Genomic DNA, 14,739 nt, shown 5'->3' on the forward strand with positions numbered 1-14,739 from the left:
CTCGAGCAGCAGCTCGAGCGGGCGCGACATGGTTACTTCCGGGTCTATTCGCCAGAAGTACGCGACGTCGTAGACGAGGCGTCGGAGCTCGCCGTAGGTTGCGACTCCGATCCCAAGAAAAAACTGGCCACCTTCCAGGCCAGCGCGTTGAAGTCCACCAAGTTGAGTTGATCGACCGAACCGAGCGGAATTCCGGCCATACGGACGATGTATTTCGCCGCCGCATCGGTGTCGATACGGACGGACTCATCCGCCGCCACGTGGTAGGGCAGCGCCTTCACAGCCCGCGCATCCGCCGGCGTCAGACTACGCAGGGTGAGGACCTTCAAGTCCTCCCCGTGGGCCTTGATGGGGCTGGCCAGGACGTATTCATCGCTCATTGCCACACCCCCTTAACACCGTCGAACTGCAGTTGAATCTTGCCGTCATCACCGCTCACTACCGGCTCTCCGACTTGGTAGGCCTCCGAGAGCACATAGGTGCGTCCGTTCTTGAATTCGGCGGTTACCGTCATATCGGTCGCATCTTGCAGCTTCTTCATCGGAAAGCCCGGCGTAAACAATGCGTCGACCTTCACGTACGGCACGCGGTCGGTTTCCGAGAAGAACCCCGGCCGCAGGCTCTCTCGGGTGCTGTCTGTGGTCGGCGCCTCCACCGCGCCCGTAACTTCAAGCTGCTCGCCGTCCACTTTGAAATAGACGGTGCCGGCTACCTTCTGGCCCATGACTAACTCCTTGTCCAAAAAAAAGGGGCCCACACTTGGCGGGCCCTGGATTGCACGTGTGTGCGCTTACGCGGCGTCGGGGTACTGCTGCCGGAACTGATTGAGCAGCGCCACGACGCGCAGCTGGTTCACGTAGTCCGGCGGGAACAGGACGTTCACGCGATTCGGGTTCTGCGCATCGCGCTCGACGATCAGGTGTTCTTGAAACGCCTCCATGTTCTCCACGATGCCTTGCCGCTCGAGGGCGCTGTACGCTGCGATCAGCTCGTTGCGGATGATGCTGGGCGTCACAATGGCTTGGCCCGCGCCGAAGCGCGTACCGTCGTTCGCGAGCTTGTGACGGCCATACTTGCTCGTGATGCGCCCCTTCAAGAAGCGGATGATGTACGCCGACTGGTGCATCGTCTCGCTGTCGAGGTAAGAATCATCCGGCTGCCCGTACGCGTTACGCTGGTAGGTCGTCACCGCCCGCTCGATCCGCACACCGTCGACGGTGCAGTACGACGTCGCGATCCCGGACCACAGCAGCGACTGCCGCTCGAACAACAGGAACCGCTTTCCCTCGGGGGGAGGTGCAATCCCCGTCAGCTCGCCGGTCTGCGTCGGACGCGCGGGATCAGCGGAGATGAACACCGCCTGGCGGGCCGCATAGGCAGCACCCACTTTCCACGCCGGTGCAGACGTCTGCACTTCGAATCCATGAATCGTGTGATGCTGGTCATTTCGCGCGCGGCCCTCCGTGACCATCTCTCCCACCGTACCGCGTCGGGCCGTGTAGACGTGGCCGTACAGCATCTTCCCCCACGACCAACGGCCGGCGCTGTCATCCATCCAGACCTTGAACGCGTCCAGCGATCCGCTGTCCGTGAAGGTGTGGAACACGAACTCAAACTCGGCATCGCCCACCTTCGCGAGGAGCTCCTCCACGTCCGGAACGCCCGCACCGCCAGTGGGCTGGGTCACAGCTAGCGTCAGGCCGCCCGGCGTTCGCTCGCCGCCAGCACTGCCCCGAAGGTTCATGCCGAGGCGAATGTCGTTTCCGAGCAGCCCCTTAAAGGTGGCGGTCAGCGCGACCGTCGCAGTTTCTGCGGGAGCAGTAGTGGCGCGAACGCTAAGGCCCCGCGCATTCACCGCCGCAACAAGCGCGCTACCGACCGCAGCAGCATTCATGCCGCTAGCGATCGTGATCTGCACGCGGTCATCGCCGACGTAGAAGCTGAGCACGCCGGATTCCGTAGCCGTGCCAGTCACGACGACCTGGCCGGCGGCGGCAGTGCCTTCCTCCAGCTTAACGGGCAGGATCCAGACTTCGCCCATCGGATCGCAGCGCCGCCATGCGGCGAGCGCTTGCTCGAGCGGCGAACCGAGACCGGCCAACGCGCGCACCTCGCTTTCTTGGCTGGCGATGACGAGCTCGGTCGGCGCAGTGGAGCTGTCGTTAACCGGCGCCATGATGAGACGCCGCAGCTGCGTCGTCCCGCTGTTGGCCTGGGAGTTATCCATCTCCGCATAGAACAGCGGTACGCGCAGATCGTTTGGAATGGAGTTGAAGGAAATCATTTGTTGCTGCTCCCTGCCTTCTTGACCGCACCTTGCTCCGTAACGGTCACATCCTTGTCATCGATGCGGCGGATCCAGTACGGATCGCGCATCACCTTGCGCCCTTCGGCGGGCAGGTAATCACCGCGCGCCGGATCCGGAACGGTCCGGCCCGGCGCGGGCACCACGTGAATTTCAGGTTTCGCCATGAGGCAGCTCCATTCTTGCTTCGTGTTCAATCCGGCCATCGGGGCCGGGCTTCTTGAGGTTCGGATCGGCCATAGGATCAATTGCGTCCAGACGCAATGTGACGCCCGCAAACGGCTCGAGTCGATCTCGTTGATACTCCCCCCACGTTTCCGCCGGCTTACCTGGCGCTTGGTCGTAGGCAGCACGACCGAGCGTGAAGGCGGCAGAGAAGGAGAATCGGTAAACGCAGCGAGCACGATCCAATCGCACCAGGTCGCCGCCGTTGTAGATCAGCCCTTCGTATACAGGGTCAGGCTCCCACCCCGCCAGCGCCACCAGCAGCTGCCGCCGGATCTCGTGCAATAGGTCGGCGTCGCGAAAGCCCTGCTCATCCTGGGACGCAAGGACCACAACAACGTCAATCGAGTCCCGGACCTCCTGTAGATAAGAAGTCTGCGACTGCGTATCACCCGCGTCGTCCTCGGTCTGGATGACATATGCCGCCGGCGGCTTCATGTGAGCCGAACCCATCACCACATCAGTGTCCAGCCCTCCGGCTACGCGACCTTCAAACGCCGGCACGTACTTCCTTATGTGCTCGACCACCGGAGAAATTTGCATTTCGCCCCCCTACTTGAGTGCTTGAGCCAGAGCCGACGAGAGCACTGACCGGATGTTGCCGGTCTGCTCGTCCAGAGCATCTGTCATGTAGTTGCCGCGCGGCTTGACGCGCCACTTCCCATCCTTGGCCTGGGACCGACGGTCCTTGCGTCTGGGCTTGCCCGTCACCCCGTAGAAGAGATACGCAGGGTAGAAATCCTCACCCATAGCTGGCGTCTTGAACGGTGCCACGCGCACAAAAAATCCCGGACGACTGACCTTGACGGTGATGCTGCGCGCGAGCGTTCCACGGCGCCCGGCGGGATAGTCTTGGAGAGCCGCACCTTTCCGGATCCTCTTCCGCGCGGCAATTTGGACAAGGCGCCCTACGCGCCTGAATCCTTTGCGCACCTCCTTGCGATCAAAGTCCAGGCGCCTGAAGCTGTCCCAACCGTCCACATGCAACCCGGCGCGAACACCAGACGTCTTAGCCATTGGTCAACATCTCCACCTCGAAGACGGTAAAGTCGCGACCACCCTTCAGGGGTGCGCTGCGCTCGACGCGATAGGTGACGTTCCTGTGCACGATCTGAAAGTCACGCTCCACCCCTTCGAGAAAGCGCACCACGATCCGATGCGTCACCTTGGCGTCGATCTGCATCCCCGCCAGATAGGCTGCCGTCCCGACCGGCGTGATCTTCGCCCAGCGATCAAACGAAGCGGGGAATTCATCCGCCAACCCACCGCCCGCAGCGGGCATGTGCTGCAGCCGGCGAAAAGTCACCCTCTTGTCTAATTCGCCTGCCTCGGGATAGTCCATCTACACCCCCATATTGATGCGATAAGGCGTGAGCAGCGCCAGTACCGCGCGACTGTTCACATCCGGAGAACTACCCTTCGGCCCGTAAAGGGCTTCCACCTGCAGGAGGATCGCAGCAGCGACCGCGTCGGGGCACGTCGGAACGTCAACTCCCTGATCGTTGCGCTCGGTCCACGGCACCGGCCGCCCCAACGTCTGCGCCACACTTCCAATCGCCGCCGCTAAGAGGCGGCCGAGGATGCGATCCAACTCAGTGCCATCGATTCGAAGGTGTTCTTTCACTTCCTCGAGGTTAGGTACCCCCGCCATTGCGCGCTCCTCCGCGACCCTTGTTCTGCGGCTCCGGCGCCTTCTTGTCGGCATGCCCCGGAGCGCGCTTCGGCAGCACCTGACCGGCCTCGAGCTTCTTGCGGCCGGCTCCCTCCTCATCAACCAGGCCGGCAAGTTGAAGGGCCTTGAAGCGGCGGGAGTCAAGGTCCTGCAAGACCGTCCCACGACGTACCAGGCCCTCGGTTTCGTTCTCGAACGTGCTGAGTGCGATTGCTTTCATCGTTGCTGCGGCGGCTCAGCCGCCGCCCTCCATGTTGTCGCGTTGATTCCCAATTACTCGCCCGAGGGCGGAGCGACCGCCGTCGACGGGAACGTGCCATGCACGAACGACGCCGGGCGATAAACGGCCAACGCCGCCCGCTCTTCGGCGCGAATCGTCAGCATGTTCTTGATGAAGTTGTCGCGGTCCTCGGCCGAGATCTCGACCGTCGCATCTTCGCGGTCGAACAGCTGCGCGCCGGCGTTGAATGCGCCGACCAGGAAATCGCCAGGAGCCATCGCCATCGACTCCACGACCGGATAGCCCCACAGGTTCTTGCCGTTGTAGAGCGTCGGATTCGACCAGATGTAGTTCCCGTTCTTGTCCTTGGTCAGCTCGATCGCCTCCCACTCTTCCGGATGCATGATGATGGCGCTGGGCCGATACAGCGAAAGCCGAACCTGCAGCAACGCGTGCCGCACCACGTCGATCATCGTGTCGCCATCTTTGTTGCGCGCCACCTGGTAAGCCGCAGCTTGGGGGATGATGCCCAGCATGTTGGCGCCAGTACCATCGCCCAGCAGGATCTGCTGCTCTTCCTTGAGCTGCAGGCCGTACAGCATCCGCATGTCGATGTAGGACTGCAGTTGCGGCGCGTCGTCGAGGATCTGCTTGCTGGCCGGGATCCAGTGGGCGATCGTCTTGACGCCAGCATTGGCGAGTTCGAACGTGATGTCGCTTTCAGGCTTCTGCGCACCCTCGGCCACCGCTGCGGCGTTGTTCGTAAACACGTCCTCGCGCACATACTCGACCGAATTGCTGGTCGTGCGACCCGGCAGGAGCAGGTCGCGGACTACCAGCTCACGCAGCGGAGCCACAACCACGCCCGGCAGCCGGTCCGCAGGAACCATGACGCCCGCGGACGTCACGGTGCTCGTGACCGCCTTGACTGCGATCCGGCCGGACCGAGCTGCGCGCCCTTCGGCGACGCTCTTGTAACCATCGGACTCGGCGACGACCTCACCCCAGGTCTTGACTTGGGGCTGTTCGGCGGCGCCGCGACGGGCCATCTTCTGTTCCAGATCGAACAGACGCTGCTGCACTTCAAGACCATCGCTGGCGAACTTCTCAAGAGCGCTCTTGGTCTCGGCCGAGATCTTGCCCAGCGTCTTGATCTCTTCGCCGGCCTTTTCAGCGAACTTCTTGATCGTCTCGTCGCGCTTGGCCAGGTCCTCGAGCAGGCTCTTGATCTCGAGGCGCTCGGGATCATTGCCGGCGCCGCCGCTCTTGCGAGCCATTTCGCCCATCGCGCCGGCCACCGCGCCCATCAGCGCGCCTTGTTCAGACAGATTGGATTGCATAGTTTTCCCTTCAAAGTTGGGGGAGAGTGAAGTTGCGCAGCTGCTCGGCGAGCGGCTGCAGGTCCGTCACAAGCCCGCCCTCGGACTCGCTCCGGAGCAGATGCTTGAATCCGTGGCTCGCGATGGCCACGGCCTGGGACTTGGAGAACCCTGCCTCGCGCAGGAGTCGCTCAAATCCCGGAAGATCGGGCAAGGTGCCCTGACTGAGTGCGAACTTGACCGCGTCAACGCGCGACTCTTCGTTCGCCGGAAACGTGACGAGGCTGACCTCGACCAGCTCGAGCTGCTTAAGCCGGCGGACGCCCGCCTTCTGGTCAAACGAGTCGTCGCGCACGTAGTAGCCGATGGAGAGCCCCGATACGGCGCCGGCCCGCAGGAGCGCGTACGCTTCCTTGGCCTGCTGGACTTCGTCCTTGAGCAGACGGCCCTCGACCCAGAGGCCGTGGCTGTCTTCCTTCATGTCCGTGTAAACACCGATCGGCTGGCCGCTACGGTGCTGCCACAGCACGGGCACGGCGCGACCTTTGGCGGCGATCGTGGCGAGCGTCTCCGTGAACGCGCCGCGCTCGACCACCTCGCCATAGGTGTCGACCACATCGAATACGCTGCCGTAGCCAGAAAAAAGGCCGTCATCACTGACGGCCTTGATTTCGAGATTGAAGTCCCTGATCTTCAAGGACGCGTTTTTACGTTTCATCGTGAGTTTCCTGTTTGGGTCTCCCCAGCCAATCAAGCAGCGCCTCGCGCGCTTTTCCCTGCGTCGCGTCCTCCTTCCCGATCTGATCGACCGGCACCAAGTTCGCCTGCACGAAATGTCGATCACCCCCTTCGTACGGCTCTCCGTCCTCCAGCTCAATGATCTCGTTCGGACTGAGATAGGCGTTTTGTAGGCCGGACGCATACAGCGCCGCCCGGCCCTTCGCATCCGCGCGAAGCAACGCTTGCAAACTGAACTTGACGTAATACCGTTCCCGCTCGTTGGCAGGAAAGAGGCCGTTGAGCGCCTGTTCAATTTTGATAATCAGCGGGTTAAGCCCCGTGACTTTCCAGCCCATCAACAGCTGTTCAACACCCGAGCCCCACATCGTTTGACCTTGGGCGGCGTGGCCAATCAAGACCGGCGGCACGTTGCACATCCACCGGCACAACTGCTCAATGGAGAAAGCCCGGCTCTGCAAGAGCTGAGCGTCCTCCGGGTTCATCGCGACCGGCGCGTACTTCATACCGGCCTCAAGCACGAGCGTTCGCCCCGACTCCGAACCGCTGGCGACCTGAGTGACGACGCTCTCACGCACCTCCTCGCGATTCGACTTGGTGAGAACCTGGTCCGTGGTCACATAGCCGGATGGGCGCAAACCGTTTTTGAATATGGTGGCGGCCGTTTCCTCCTGCGCCATTGCCGCGCCCAGCGTGTGACGCGCGTAAGAGATCGGAGACAGCCCCATCCGGCCGTCAAGGGTGAAGCCCTTCAGGTGCAGGATCTCGAGCTCGCTGTATTCAAACCGATGACCATTCTGATCGACGTAGACGAATAGCATCGACCCGTCGCGCTGCAGCTTCGGTGCCATGCGCTCCGGCCGCAACGGCTCGAGGGCGATGATCTTTCCGACGCCATTGCGCACGATCAGCGCGTACGCATTTCCCCAAAGCAGAATGGACGTCAGCAGCGATTCCCAGAAATCCGCCGCCGTCATGTCGGCATTCGGCGCTGCCGCTATGACCTTGTGCAGCCAATGCTCGCTCGCGCTTCGCCGTCGGCCCTCCTTCTTCTCATACACCGATAACGGAAGCGTCGCCACCAGTTGCGAGATCAGCTTCACGCAGGCCCAGACAACATCGAGCTGCAGCGCCGTCTGGGCAGATACGCTCTTGCCTGAATAGTTCGTCGTGGACGCGTAGTAACGCCAGAATCCTGGCTGGCGAAGGCTTATTACCCTCCCCAACCAAGATGCGGCGGCCTTCATTGAGATTTTCATCAGAACACGATCGGGTTGCGCAGGAAGTCAGACAGGTCCTGCTGGTTGTGCGCACTCGCGCGTGATAGAGCCATGACGACCGCAACGATCGGGTCGATCCGGCCTTTCTGTTTGGACCGCTTCTTATCTGGACGAAAGTTGCCGTTGGAGTCGTAGAGGAGGGCGACGTTGCCCGCCGCCCACCGCAGCACCGGATTGCCCCCGTGGATCAGACGCCCGCTGTACACCAACTCCTCGAGCTTCTTGGACCCGGGATACATTCCGTGCGTGTTCTGCGGCACCTCAACTAAGTTGACCCCCTCATCCGCAAGTTCATTGGTCAGGTGCGTCGAGTTCCACGTGTCGTATGCCAGCTCGGCCAGGTCAAAGGTCTGCGCCGCCCACAACACCTGCTCCTGCATGGGTCGGTAATCGACGACTTCGCCCTCTGTCACCACCAGCGAGCCGCCCGCCTCCCATTTTCCGTAAGGCGCGGCGTCGGCTTTGGACTGCTCCTCGACCTTGGACCTCGGGCAGTACGTCCACACCAGCACGTACCAGCGCGGGTCATCGTCAGTCGGCGGGAACACCAAAGCGAACGACGTGAGGTCTCGCGTGGATGAAAGATCCAGACCACCGAAGCACCTCCGGCCCCGCAGTTGCTCAATCGTCACAGCGGCAGCGCCTCGGTCCCACTGGGTCAGGTCGAGCCAGCCCTCGGCGTCGTTGCACCAGAGGTTCAGGTCCTTCGTTTTGAAGTTGGCCAGCGCCGATGGCAGCGCCTTCGCCTTGCGCGCCATGTCCCGCATATAGTCAATCGCCTTTGACCGACCCAGGCCAGGATTCGCCTTTACCCACACCTCCTCGTCAAATGGGTCGTCACCGGAATCAAGCGTGTAGACATAGCCGAAAAAGCTGTCATCCTCCCGCTCGCCTCGAAGCACCGAGATAAGGTACGAACGCACCTCCGTACAGATGCCGTCAAGGATGAAGCCCGCCGTGGTGATTGCCGAAAGCAACGGCTGCTCGCGCGCACCGAACCCCGACTCGAGCACATCCCACTGCTCCCGCGATCGCTGCGCGTGCAGCTCGTCGTACAGCACCGCTGAAGGGTTAAAGCCGTCCTGGGCGTCTGCGTTGCTGGCTATTGGCTTGAAAACGGACGCGCCCGCTTCGATGCGCTCTTGGTTTTGCCCCTCGAAGATTCGGAACGAGCGTTTCACGCCCGCCGACTTCCTCGCCCAACGCCGGAAGTTTTCGAAGGCAGGCCGAAATACCGTCATGGCCTGTTCTCGCGTCGTCGCCACAGCGTAAACCTCCGCGCCTGGCTCCCCATCCATCATGAATAGGTAGGCACCCTGCGGTGCCTTCCATGTCGACTTGCCGTTCTTGCGTGCGACTTCCTCATAGGCGCGGGTGAATCGCCGACGCCCGGTTCCGGTCCTGCGCCAACCGTACAGCACGGCAGTCCAGAACTTCTGCCACGGGTCCAGCAGGATGGGCTGGCCTGCGAGCCGCCCCTTCACATGAACGAAATACTTTTCGATGTACTCGATCATATGCCAACCGTGCGCGGCACTGAAGTACAAGCCGCGTTTTGCAGACGTCTGCAAATCCCGGTAGTGCCGCTCGACGGACAGCATCACCAGCTCACCCACCACCAGCTCGCCGCGCAGGACTGGCACGCCGTACTCGCGGTCCCAGGTCTCCCAGGATTCCTCGGGAGGAATGAGCTTCAGGCGGCGCTTGGGCGGCTTCGGCCGTGCTCGACGAGATCGCCGAACAGATCGTCCTGGCCGCCCTCCCCGATCTTGCTCTCCTTGAGCCGCGCCTCGACTTGAGACATTACCGTCATACATGCTTCAGGCAGATCCCGTTTAAGTTGTTCGGCGTTCTTACGCTCGTTGTAGCTGTGCGGCAGCTCGTAGCGATTTCCGTTTTCGGAGATCGCGTAACGGCCTTCCTTTTCACACAGCGCGCGGTCCGACACCCATGCGCGAATGCACTCGACCAGCAACGTGAGCTGCATGCCCGCTGCAGTGATGTCGCGTTTGCTGGCGATCAGCTGGTCACACAACCAGAGGTAGATGCGCCGCCATTCGGCATCGACTTTGATCGAAGGAGGTGGCGTCGGCAGGTCAACGCCGAATCTCGGCGAGCGCCATGCCTCGGACCCACCCCCGCCATGAATGACCCCCAGGGGAGGCTTTTTCTGATCCATCGTGACTCCAAATGTTGATGAGGGATCACGCGAAGCGTTTACTGTGCTTTCGATGCGTCAGAGGGGCTGCTATTTCACCCCTCCCCCCCTTTTCCGAACCTTTCCCATAAAAATGCAGCTGGGCGCTCGGTCCCGGCGCGTTTTGCCGTGACTTTCGCCCCCCCTACCCCTCCCGGGTCGCCCCGTGCAGACGTGTGCATCGAATTCGCAGGCCCGCCCCGCCGCCGGTTGCCAAACGCGCCGTCTTCTCGCGCAGTCTTGCGCGAGTGGCAACGCCAGCAGAGCGGCTGCCAGTTGCTGCGGTCCCAAAACAAAGCGCGGGCCGCGAAGATGCGCTCGGCATCCTCGGACGCCAGCGCCTCCGCCAGCCGGTGCGGCACGATGTGGTCAGTAACTTCTGCTGCAGTCACCCGGCCCCGTGCAGAGCATTCACAACACAACGGGTTGTTTCGCAGAAAGCCCTGGCTGGTCTTCGCCCAGCGATGACCGTACCCCCGGCTGGCGGCGCTTCCGCGCTCGCGATCTTTTTCGCGGGCGGCTTCCTGCTGGGCTGGCGCATGCCGCTCGCAGTAGCCGCCGCCGCGAACGAGCGCTGCACACCCCGGATGCAGGCAAGGACGAGGACGAGCTACAGGCATGGAAGCACCAAAAGAAAAGGCCCGGCGTGAGGGCCGGGCCTTGATGGTGGAGCGCTTTTGACGCGAGCTCCGCAGGAATGTAGCGAATTCTAGGAGGGGCTCGGCTACATCACCTAATTCCAATTGTTACGGCCACGCGCTCCGCATGCGCTTTGCGCGCCCTGAACCACTCCTCGATGCGACGGTCCGCGTGAGCGAGCCGCCGTTGCAGTGTGATCTTCGACACGCCGAGCAGCTCGGCAATACCCTCGAGCGTCCCCTCCTCCGTGTGCCAGGTCGAGACGGCGGACTTCAGTTCCTTCGGCAACTGAGCGACCGCACGATCCGTCAGACCGCATTCGATATCGTCAAACGGAACCGTGGAGCGTTTGCGCCCTCCTTTCGCCGCCGCGTCGGACAACCGGCCCAGCACTGAGGCTCCAGTCCGGGACGTGCCGACGAGTTGCCATGCACCCCACCGATCGAGGCGCTCACGAACCCAACGAATACGCTGCAGGCTGCTCATGATTGACCGCCATATCGCTCGCGCTCGACGAGAGCCTGCTGTATCCGCGCGCGGTACTGCTCCGCAGACTCTCCCGGTCGCGCCGACCCTATGCCGACCTCACGCCCCTTCTGGTCCATCAGCGCGTGTGAAGTCCACCACGCCGGCCCTCGCGCCGGCTGTGGCGTTGTCCGGGCGGCGGGAATCTCGATCTCATCCTCCCACCGCGCGCCGTTTAGCCATGTCGCCGCGTGCGGAATGTACTGGGCAGCGGCTCTCGTCGCGTTCCAGAACTGCACATGCTTCGGCACGGCCGCGATAGCTGCTTGCCGGTGTCGCGCCTTCAGCTTGGACCATGCCCGCTCCGCATCCTTCTTGGAGACCTTCCTCGGCCAAACAGACCAGAACGCTGCGAAGTCCGGGCCTTCCGCCGTGGATTTTCGGCCCGCGCTCGCGGAATTTTCTTGCATGCTCAGAGTAAATGCTGTCATGTGATATCTCAGCAGGTGAGAGGTTTCGATCATTGCTTCGTTGGTGAGATGGGTGCGAATGGGCAGAGCTCCCCCTACCCGCCTGTGGATAACAGGAGCAATGCCCACCCTTGCATTTGCCTCGCCGGAGCCGACGGTATGCATCAGGGCGTCCTGGCGGATGTACGCCCCAGGACTCGGCCAGACTGTCAGCGCCCGTACAGGCACTCCTACCCGCGCTCTAGCCTTTCGCACCCACGCTGCCCCTTGGGATCGGTTTGGGGCACTACACCGAGGGATAACCGCGTATTCAGCCTCTTCGTCCCTCGGCTGCGGCCGGTTAAGGCGGCTGACTTTGCTTTTTGATATGCATGACCTCTCCATGCCGCCAGAAGGGCTGGCGAGCGGGATCCGGGCGCCCAGTGGCGTCCAGTCTTGACGGGTGGTTGCGCGGAAGCGCAATTAGGTAGGCATGCGAGCGGCCGTCGGTCGTCTCGACAACGATGATCAGATCGTCGTCAGGCATCCGCCGGCATGCGCCTTCGAAGTCGACGAGGCGCTTGAGCTCATCACGGCTGTAGTTACGCGTTCCGCATTGGAAGTACTCGGCCGGACCTGGCGGTCCGCGTCCGAGCGCAGGAGGGTCTCGCACGTGCGCTCGCTCCCGGGTCTCTTGCTGAGCCGGTCGACGCGGGGACTGAGCCTGGACTGGCGCCCGACCTAAGAGATCGCGTGCCATCAGCTCGTACCTGTCCTGTGATGCAGCACGATCGACGGCACCCATGGCCGAGGTGGTTGCGTGGAGTACACCGCGACGGGTCGCCACGATCCGCCCTCGCGGACTGTCGAGGTCACGAAGATGCGGCCGGCCACGCGCAGCTTGTAGCAGGACACGACCACCTCTCGTACCGGCAACTTGAACGCGTCGGCGAGTTGTGCCGCAGTAGACGGGTGTGCAGCCAGCCGCGCCAGGATGCGGCGCGCAAGGGGTCCAATTGGCCTAGCCATGGAAGCCCCACTTGGCCGAGGCAAGCCGACTACTCATCGTCTCTGCCTTCCGCGACTCGCACGGTCACGCCTTGATCTGCTGCACGCTGTACGTTTCGCACCAGCCGCAGCAGCAGCTGCACCTCTGCGTACGCGATCTCAGTAATCTCGTCGGCCTCGCGTGGAGCGATCCGGCGATCCTGTATCGCCCGCGCTAAAGCGCCAGATATGAGCCCACCTTGCTGGGTCAGCTCGAATCCCTTCTGGACGATGGCAGTTATCTCGCAAGGCCAGCGCCCGCCGGTCGGCGGCGCGTCAAGCTCGATGGCGACCAGGCCGAATCGCGCGCAGAGCGCTTTCAGCCAGTCCAGCGCATATTCATCGGCGGCGCGATCCCGGAGCAAGTATTCAGTAATCAGCTCAGCGTCTTCAATTGACATGCGCTCATTTGGAGCGGTCCCGTCGAGTCGCTTGTAAAGGGTCTTGGCGGCGATCTTTCGGTCACGATTGCCCGCTGCCCACACGCAGAAACCCTGCACGCCATCCGACGCACGCCGCAGCGCGTTATACAGGGCCCCGCGCCAATGGCCGTTGCTGTGTCGCTTAGTCATGGCTGCCTCCCGTCTCCGATTTGCCCGGGTGAGCCCGGCTGTCCAGCCCACGGCATCACCCGAAAATCAACCTTTTTTCTCGTATGCATTGCGGAGATCCCGGCGTACGCTTCCTTCCACTGGCTTAACGAAAGCGAAGGAGAAGCGCTGTGAGTTCTAAGGGCATGGATAACTTGGACGGCACCGAACCGGGGATCGTCTACAGCGCCATTGAGCGGCAACTGCGCAATCGCCTTCGGCTCGCGCAGCGCATCGCGCTCGAGGAGACAGGCACGGGAGCTCCGCAGGTTGTGGCAGCCGTGTTCGAGCAGCTGTGCTTTCGGTACGACGAGGCAAATCCGCCGGTGACGCACTGATAAGCCCTCAATGCAATAGATCAAGCTGCCCCCTATTGCCTGCAATCACGCGGCGTAGCACCCACCACTCAACGTCGGGGCAAAGCTCCTCGCAGCGGACACCTGTCAAGCGCTCGATCGTTGGGCAATGCTTCGCGGGCACTCCCCGCCCATCGAGCTTCCATTGGTGCAATGCCCCTTTCGACACGCCAAGCTCGGTTGCCAGCCCTTGGGCCGAACCGAAAATCTGTGCCGCGCGGTCGAGAGGATGAATAGAGGAGGTATCCATAATGCCGCGAAGTATAGATTCTCTAGACTTTATAGGTCAAGAAACTCTAGCCCTCCCAGGTATAGGGATTCCATACACTGGCCTCATGAACATCGGCGAATGGATCCGCGCTGCGCGCAAGGCTGCAGGCATCAATCAAGAACAGTTGGGCGAGTCCCTCGGCGTCACTAAAGGCAACGTGAGCGCGTGGGAGAACAACCGCCACGAGCCCAGCTACTCCCAAATGCTCAAAATTGCCGAACGTGCCGGCTGGCAGCTCCCGCTACCTGGGCTGTCTATGGGCATCGCCGATTGGCCGTTCCGTAGAATTACCGCGACGCAGCTGCACAGTCTGCCGACCGAAGAGCTCATCCGCGCGGAGGCGATGGTCGAGGTCGTAGTCCGAGAATGGGAGAGCAAGCGCGACAAAAGCGACGGGGACCCTCTCCCGACCGGAACCCACGGTCGCTAGAGTCCGCCGCATCGGCAACGTCTTCCACGGCGCGCCTTTTGGCCGCCGTTCATTTGTCCTGCATGTATCCGTAGACGACCGACTTCGTCAAAACCCTGCAAAAAGTCCCGCGTCAGAACCGCCGCGAACACGCCTACGCCCAAAAGGTATAGATTTCCTTGACTGAAAAAGGATAGGTTTTCTATACTCGCGCCGTTGTCCCTTACAACGGAGCCCCAGCGTGAACCCCTTTAACGCCCCTGACGTGGCGATCTCTGCCGACTGGCTGGCAGATGCATTCGCCGACGAGATCCGCTCGTACTGCCACGTAGTTCGAAGCCATTGCCTCGCCTGCCGCCTGGCCGGCAGCATCCCCCACGCCTTCCGCGAGTCCGAAACGCAGGCCTACCTGTCTGCTCTGGTGGACTTCGCTGCGCGCGTCCTCCCGTTCGCCAATCTGCGCGATATCGAGTGCGCAGCCCTCGGCGCGCATCACGAAACCCGCTTCCTGCTCCGCCGCACGTGGGCGGCAGTGAACGAATACAGGAGGGGGTGAG

General features: G+C 62.3%; 22 protein-coding genes. 3 read left to right on the top strand and 19 right to left on the bottom strand.

Annotated elements, in window-relative coordinates; all coding sequences use genetic code 11:
- Window positions 1-44: 44 nt before the first annotated feature.
- The 18 genes from B3098_RS25655 to B3098_RS25740 form a co-directional block, all read right to left on the bottom strand.
- Window positions 45-380 carry a phage tail assembly protein gene (locus B3098_RS25655; protein ID WP_286899891.1) on the bottom strand — a complete coding sequence of 112 codons (336 nt, stop codon included), beginning with the start codon at window positions 378-380 and terminating at the stop codon, window positions 45-47.
- On the bottom strand, window positions 377-724 hold the full coding sequence (locus B3098_RS25660) for a phage tail tube protein (RefSeq protein ID WP_286899892.1): 348 nt from the start codon (window positions 722-724) through the stop codon (window positions 377-379). Before B3098_RS25660 ends, B3098_RS25655 begins: the two co-directional genes overlap by 4 nt.
- A gap of 66 nt (window positions 725-790) precedes the next feature.
- Window positions 791-2,284: a phage tail sheath C-terminal domain-containing protein gene (locus B3098_RS25665; RefSeq protein WP_286899893.1), complete on the bottom strand. Its 1,494-nt coding sequence runs from the start codon at window positions 2,282-2,284 to the stop codon at window positions 791-793.
- A complete protein-coding gene (locus tag B3098_RS25670) occupies window positions 2,281-2,472 on the bottom strand; it encodes a DUF2635 domain-containing protein (protein ID WP_286899895.1) in 192 nt (63 codons plus the stop codon). Before B3098_RS25670 ends, B3098_RS25665 begins: the two co-directional genes overlap by 4 nt.
- Window positions 2,459-3,073 (bottom strand): phage tail terminator protein, encoded by a 615-nt coding sequence (locus B3098_RS25675; RefSeq protein ID WP_286899897.1) that lies wholly within the window; start codon window positions 3,071-3,073, stop codon window positions 2,459-2,461. The genes B3098_RS25670 and B3098_RS25675 overlap by 14 nt, the downstream gene beginning before the upstream one ends.
- A gap of 9 nt (window positions 3,074-3,082) precedes the next feature.
- Window positions 3,083-3,547 (bottom strand): hypothetical protein, encoded by a 465-nt coding sequence (locus tag B3098_RS25680; RefSeq protein ID WP_286899899.1) that lies wholly within the window; start codon window positions 3,545-3,547, stop codon window positions 3,083-3,085.
- Window positions 3,540-3,872, bottom strand: coding sequence for a head-tail adaptor protein (locus B3098_RS25685; protein ID WP_280019533.1), 333 nt, complete (start codon window positions 3,870-3,872; stop codon window positions 3,540-3,542). Before B3098_RS25685 ends, B3098_RS25680 begins: the two co-directional genes overlap by 8 nt.
- Window positions 3,873-4,181, bottom strand: a complete 309-nt coding sequence (locus B3098_RS25690; RefSeq protein WP_286899900.1) for a head-tail connector protein — start codon at window positions 4,179-4,181, stop codon at window positions 3,873-3,875.
- Window positions 4,165-4,422, bottom strand: coding sequence for a hypothetical protein (locus B3098_RS25695; RefSeq protein WP_286899902.1), 258 nt, complete (start codon window positions 4,420-4,422; stop codon window positions 4,165-4,167). The genes B3098_RS25690 and B3098_RS25695 overlap by 17 nt, the downstream gene beginning before the upstream one ends.
- Before the next feature lie 53 nt (window positions 4,423-4,475).
- Entirely contained in the window at window positions 4,476-5,762 is a 1,287-nt protein-coding gene (locus tag B3098_RS25700; RefSeq protein WP_286899905.1) for a phage major capsid protein, read from the bottom strand.
- 10 nt (window positions 5,763-5,772) lie between these two features.
- The gene (locus B3098_RS25705; RefSeq protein ID WP_088155666.1) at window positions 5,773-6,459 is read right to left on the bottom strand and encodes an HK97 family phage prohead protease; all 687 of its coding nucleotides are present in this window, start codon (window positions 6,457-6,459) and stop codon (window positions 5,773-5,775) included.
- Window positions 6,449-7,726 carry a phage portal protein gene (locus tag B3098_RS25710; RefSeq protein WP_286899907.1) on the bottom strand — a complete coding sequence of 426 codons (1,278 nt, stop codon included), beginning with the start codon at window positions 7,724-7,726 and terminating at the stop codon, window positions 6,449-6,451. The genes B3098_RS25705 and B3098_RS25710 overlap by 11 nt, the downstream gene beginning before the upstream one ends.
- A gap of 11 nt (window positions 7,727-7,737) precedes the next feature.
- On the bottom strand, window positions 7,738-9,402 hold the full coding sequence (locus B3098_RS25715) for a terminase large subunit (RefSeq protein WP_286899909.1): 1,665 nt from the start codon (window positions 9,400-9,402) through the stop codon (window positions 7,738-7,740).
- A gap of 50 nt (window positions 9,403-9,452) precedes the next feature.
- The gene (locus B3098_RS25720; protein WP_286899912.1) at window positions 9,453-9,938 is read right to left on the bottom strand and encodes a hypothetical protein; all 486 of its coding nucleotides are present in this window, start codon (window positions 9,936-9,938) and stop codon (window positions 9,453-9,455) included.
- 747 nt (window positions 9,939-10,685) lie between these two features.
- A complete protein-coding gene (locus B3098_RS25725) occupies window positions 10,686-11,081 on the bottom strand; it encodes a hypothetical protein (RefSeq protein ID WP_286899913.1) in 396 nt (131 codons plus the stop codon).
- The gene (locus B3098_RS25730) at window positions 11,078-11,551 is read right to left on the bottom strand and encodes a hypothetical protein (protein WP_286899915.1); all 474 of its coding nucleotides are present in this window, start codon (window positions 11,549-11,551) and stop codon (window positions 11,078-11,080) included. The genes B3098_RS25725 and B3098_RS25730 overlap by 4 nt, the downstream gene beginning before the upstream one ends.
- Before the next feature lie 717 nt (window positions 11,552-12,268).
- Complete coding sequence (locus tag B3098_RS25735; protein WP_286899916.1) at window positions 12,269-12,538, bottom strand: hypothetical protein; 270 nt, start codon at window positions 12,536-12,538, stop codon at window positions 12,269-12,271.
- 29 nt (window positions 12,539-12,567) lie between these two features.
- Entirely contained in the window at window positions 12,568-13,128 is a 561-nt protein-coding gene (locus B3098_RS25740; RefSeq protein WP_286899917.1) for a phage regulatory CII family protein, read from the bottom strand.
- 173 nt (window positions 13,129-13,301) lie between these two features.
- On the opposite strand from B3098_RS25740, the gene B3098_RS25745 reads away from it, so the two are divergent.
- Entirely contained in the window at window positions 13,302-13,484 is a 183-nt protein-coding gene (locus B3098_RS25745) for a hypothetical protein (RefSeq protein WP_286899919.1), read from the top strand.
- 7 nt (window positions 13,485-13,491) lie between these two features.
- Here B3098_RS25745 and B3098_RS29200 read toward each other — a convergent pair whose 3' ends face one another.
- Window positions 13,492-13,752 (bottom strand): transcriptional regulator, encoded by a 261-nt coding sequence (locus B3098_RS29200; RefSeq protein ID WP_414631313.1) that lies wholly within the window; start codon window positions 13,750-13,752, stop codon window positions 13,492-13,494.
- A gap of 85 nt (window positions 13,753-13,837) precedes the next feature.
- On the opposite strand from B3098_RS29200, the gene B3098_RS25750 reads away from it, so the two are divergent.
- Both B3098_RS25750 and B3098_RS25755 read left to right on the top strand, forming a co-directional pair.
- Window positions 13,838-14,203, top strand: coding sequence for a helix-turn-helix transcriptional regulator (locus B3098_RS25750; protein WP_286899921.1), 366 nt, complete (start codon window positions 13,838-13,840; stop codon window positions 14,201-14,203).
- A gap of 220 nt (window positions 14,204-14,423) precedes the next feature.
- Complete coding sequence (locus tag B3098_RS25755; RefSeq protein ID WP_286899922.1) at window positions 14,424-14,738, top strand: hypothetical protein; 315 nt, start codon at window positions 14,424-14,426, stop codon at window positions 14,736-14,738.
- The last annotated feature ends 1 nt before the right edge of the window (window position 14,739 follow it).

The sequence above is a fragment of the Achromobacter sp. UBA2119 genome (assembly GCF_002331005.1).
Taxonomy (GTDB): Bacteria; Pseudomonadota; Gammaproteobacteria; order Burkholderiales; family Burkholderiaceae_B; genus Achromobacter; species Achromobacter animicus.

Bases quoted from the DNA above. Each gene is read 5' to 3' on its own strand.
- B3098_RS25655 (WP_286899891.1), bottom strand. From the start codon at position 380: ATGAGCGATGAATACGTCCTGGCCAGCCCCATCAAGGCCCACGGGGAG.
- B3098_RS25660 (WP_286899892.1), bottom strand. From the start codon at position 724: ATGGGCCAGAAGGTAGCCGGCACCGTCTATTTCAAAGTGGACGGCGAG.
- B3098_RS25665 (WP_286899893.1), bottom strand. From the start codon at position 2,284: ATGATTTCCTTCAACTCCATTCCAAACGATCTGCGCGTACCGCTGTTC.
- B3098_RS25670 (WP_286899895.1), bottom strand. From the start codon at position 2,472: ATGGCGAAACCTGAAATTCACGTGGTGCCCGCGCCGGGCCGGACCGTT.
- B3098_RS25675 (WP_286899897.1), bottom strand. From the start codon at position 3,073: ATGCAAATTTCTCCGGTGGTCGAGCACATAAGGAAGTACGTGCCGGCG.
- B3098_RS25680 (WP_286899899.1), bottom strand. From the start codon at position 3,547: ATGGCTAAGACGTCTGGTGTTCGCGCCGGGTTGCATGTGGACGGTTGG.
- B3098_RS25685 (WP_280019533.1), bottom strand. From the start codon at position 3,872: ATGGACTATCCCGAGGCAGGCGAATTAGACAAGAGGGTGACTTTTCGC.
- B3098_RS25690 (WP_286899900.1), bottom strand. From the start codon at position 4,181: ATGGCGGGGGTACCTAACCTCGAGGAAGTGAAAGAACACCTTCGAATC.
- B3098_RS25695 (WP_286899902.1), bottom strand. From the start codon at position 4,422: ATGAAAGCAATCGCACTCAGCACGTTCGAGAACGAAACCGAGGGCCTG.
- B3098_RS25700 (WP_286899905.1), bottom strand. From the start codon at position 5,762: ATGCAATCCAATCTGTCTGAACAAGGCGCGCTGATGGGCGCGGTGGCC.
- B3098_RS25705 (WP_088155666.1), bottom strand. From the start codon at position 6,459: ATGAAACGTAAAAACGCGTCCTTGAAGATCAGGGACTTCAATCTCGAA.
- B3098_RS25710 (WP_286899907.1), bottom strand. From the start codon at position 7,726: ATGAAGGCCGCCGCATCTTGGTTGGGGAGGGTAATAAGCCTTCGCCAG.
- B3098_RS25720 (WP_286899912.1), bottom strand. From the start codon at position 9,938: ATGGATCAGAAAAAGCCTCCCCTGGGGGTCATTCATGGCGGGGGTGGG.
- B3098_RS25725 (WP_286899913.1), bottom strand. From the start codon at position 11,081: ATGAGCAGCCTGCAGCGTATTCGTTGGGTTCGTGAGCGCCTCGATCGG.
- B3098_RS25730 (WP_286899915.1), bottom strand. From the start codon at position 11,551: ATGACAGCATTTACTCTGAGCATGCAAGAAAATTCCGCGAGCGCGGGC.
- B3098_RS25735 (WP_286899916.1), bottom strand. From the start codon at position 12,538: ATGGCTAGGCCAATTGGACCCCTTGCGCGCCGCATCCTGGCGCGGCTG.
- B3098_RS25740 (WP_286899917.1), bottom strand. From the start codon at position 13,128: ATGACTAAGCGACACAGCAACGGCCATTGGCGCGGGGCCCTGTATAAC.
- B3098_RS29200 (WP_414631313.1), bottom strand. From the start codon at position 13,752: ATGGATACCTCCTCTATTCATCCTCTCGACCGCGCGGCACAGATTTTC.
- B3098_RS25750 (WP_286899921.1), top strand. From the start codon at position 13,838: ATGAACATCGGCGAATGGATCCGCGCTGCGCGCAAGGCTGCAGGCATC.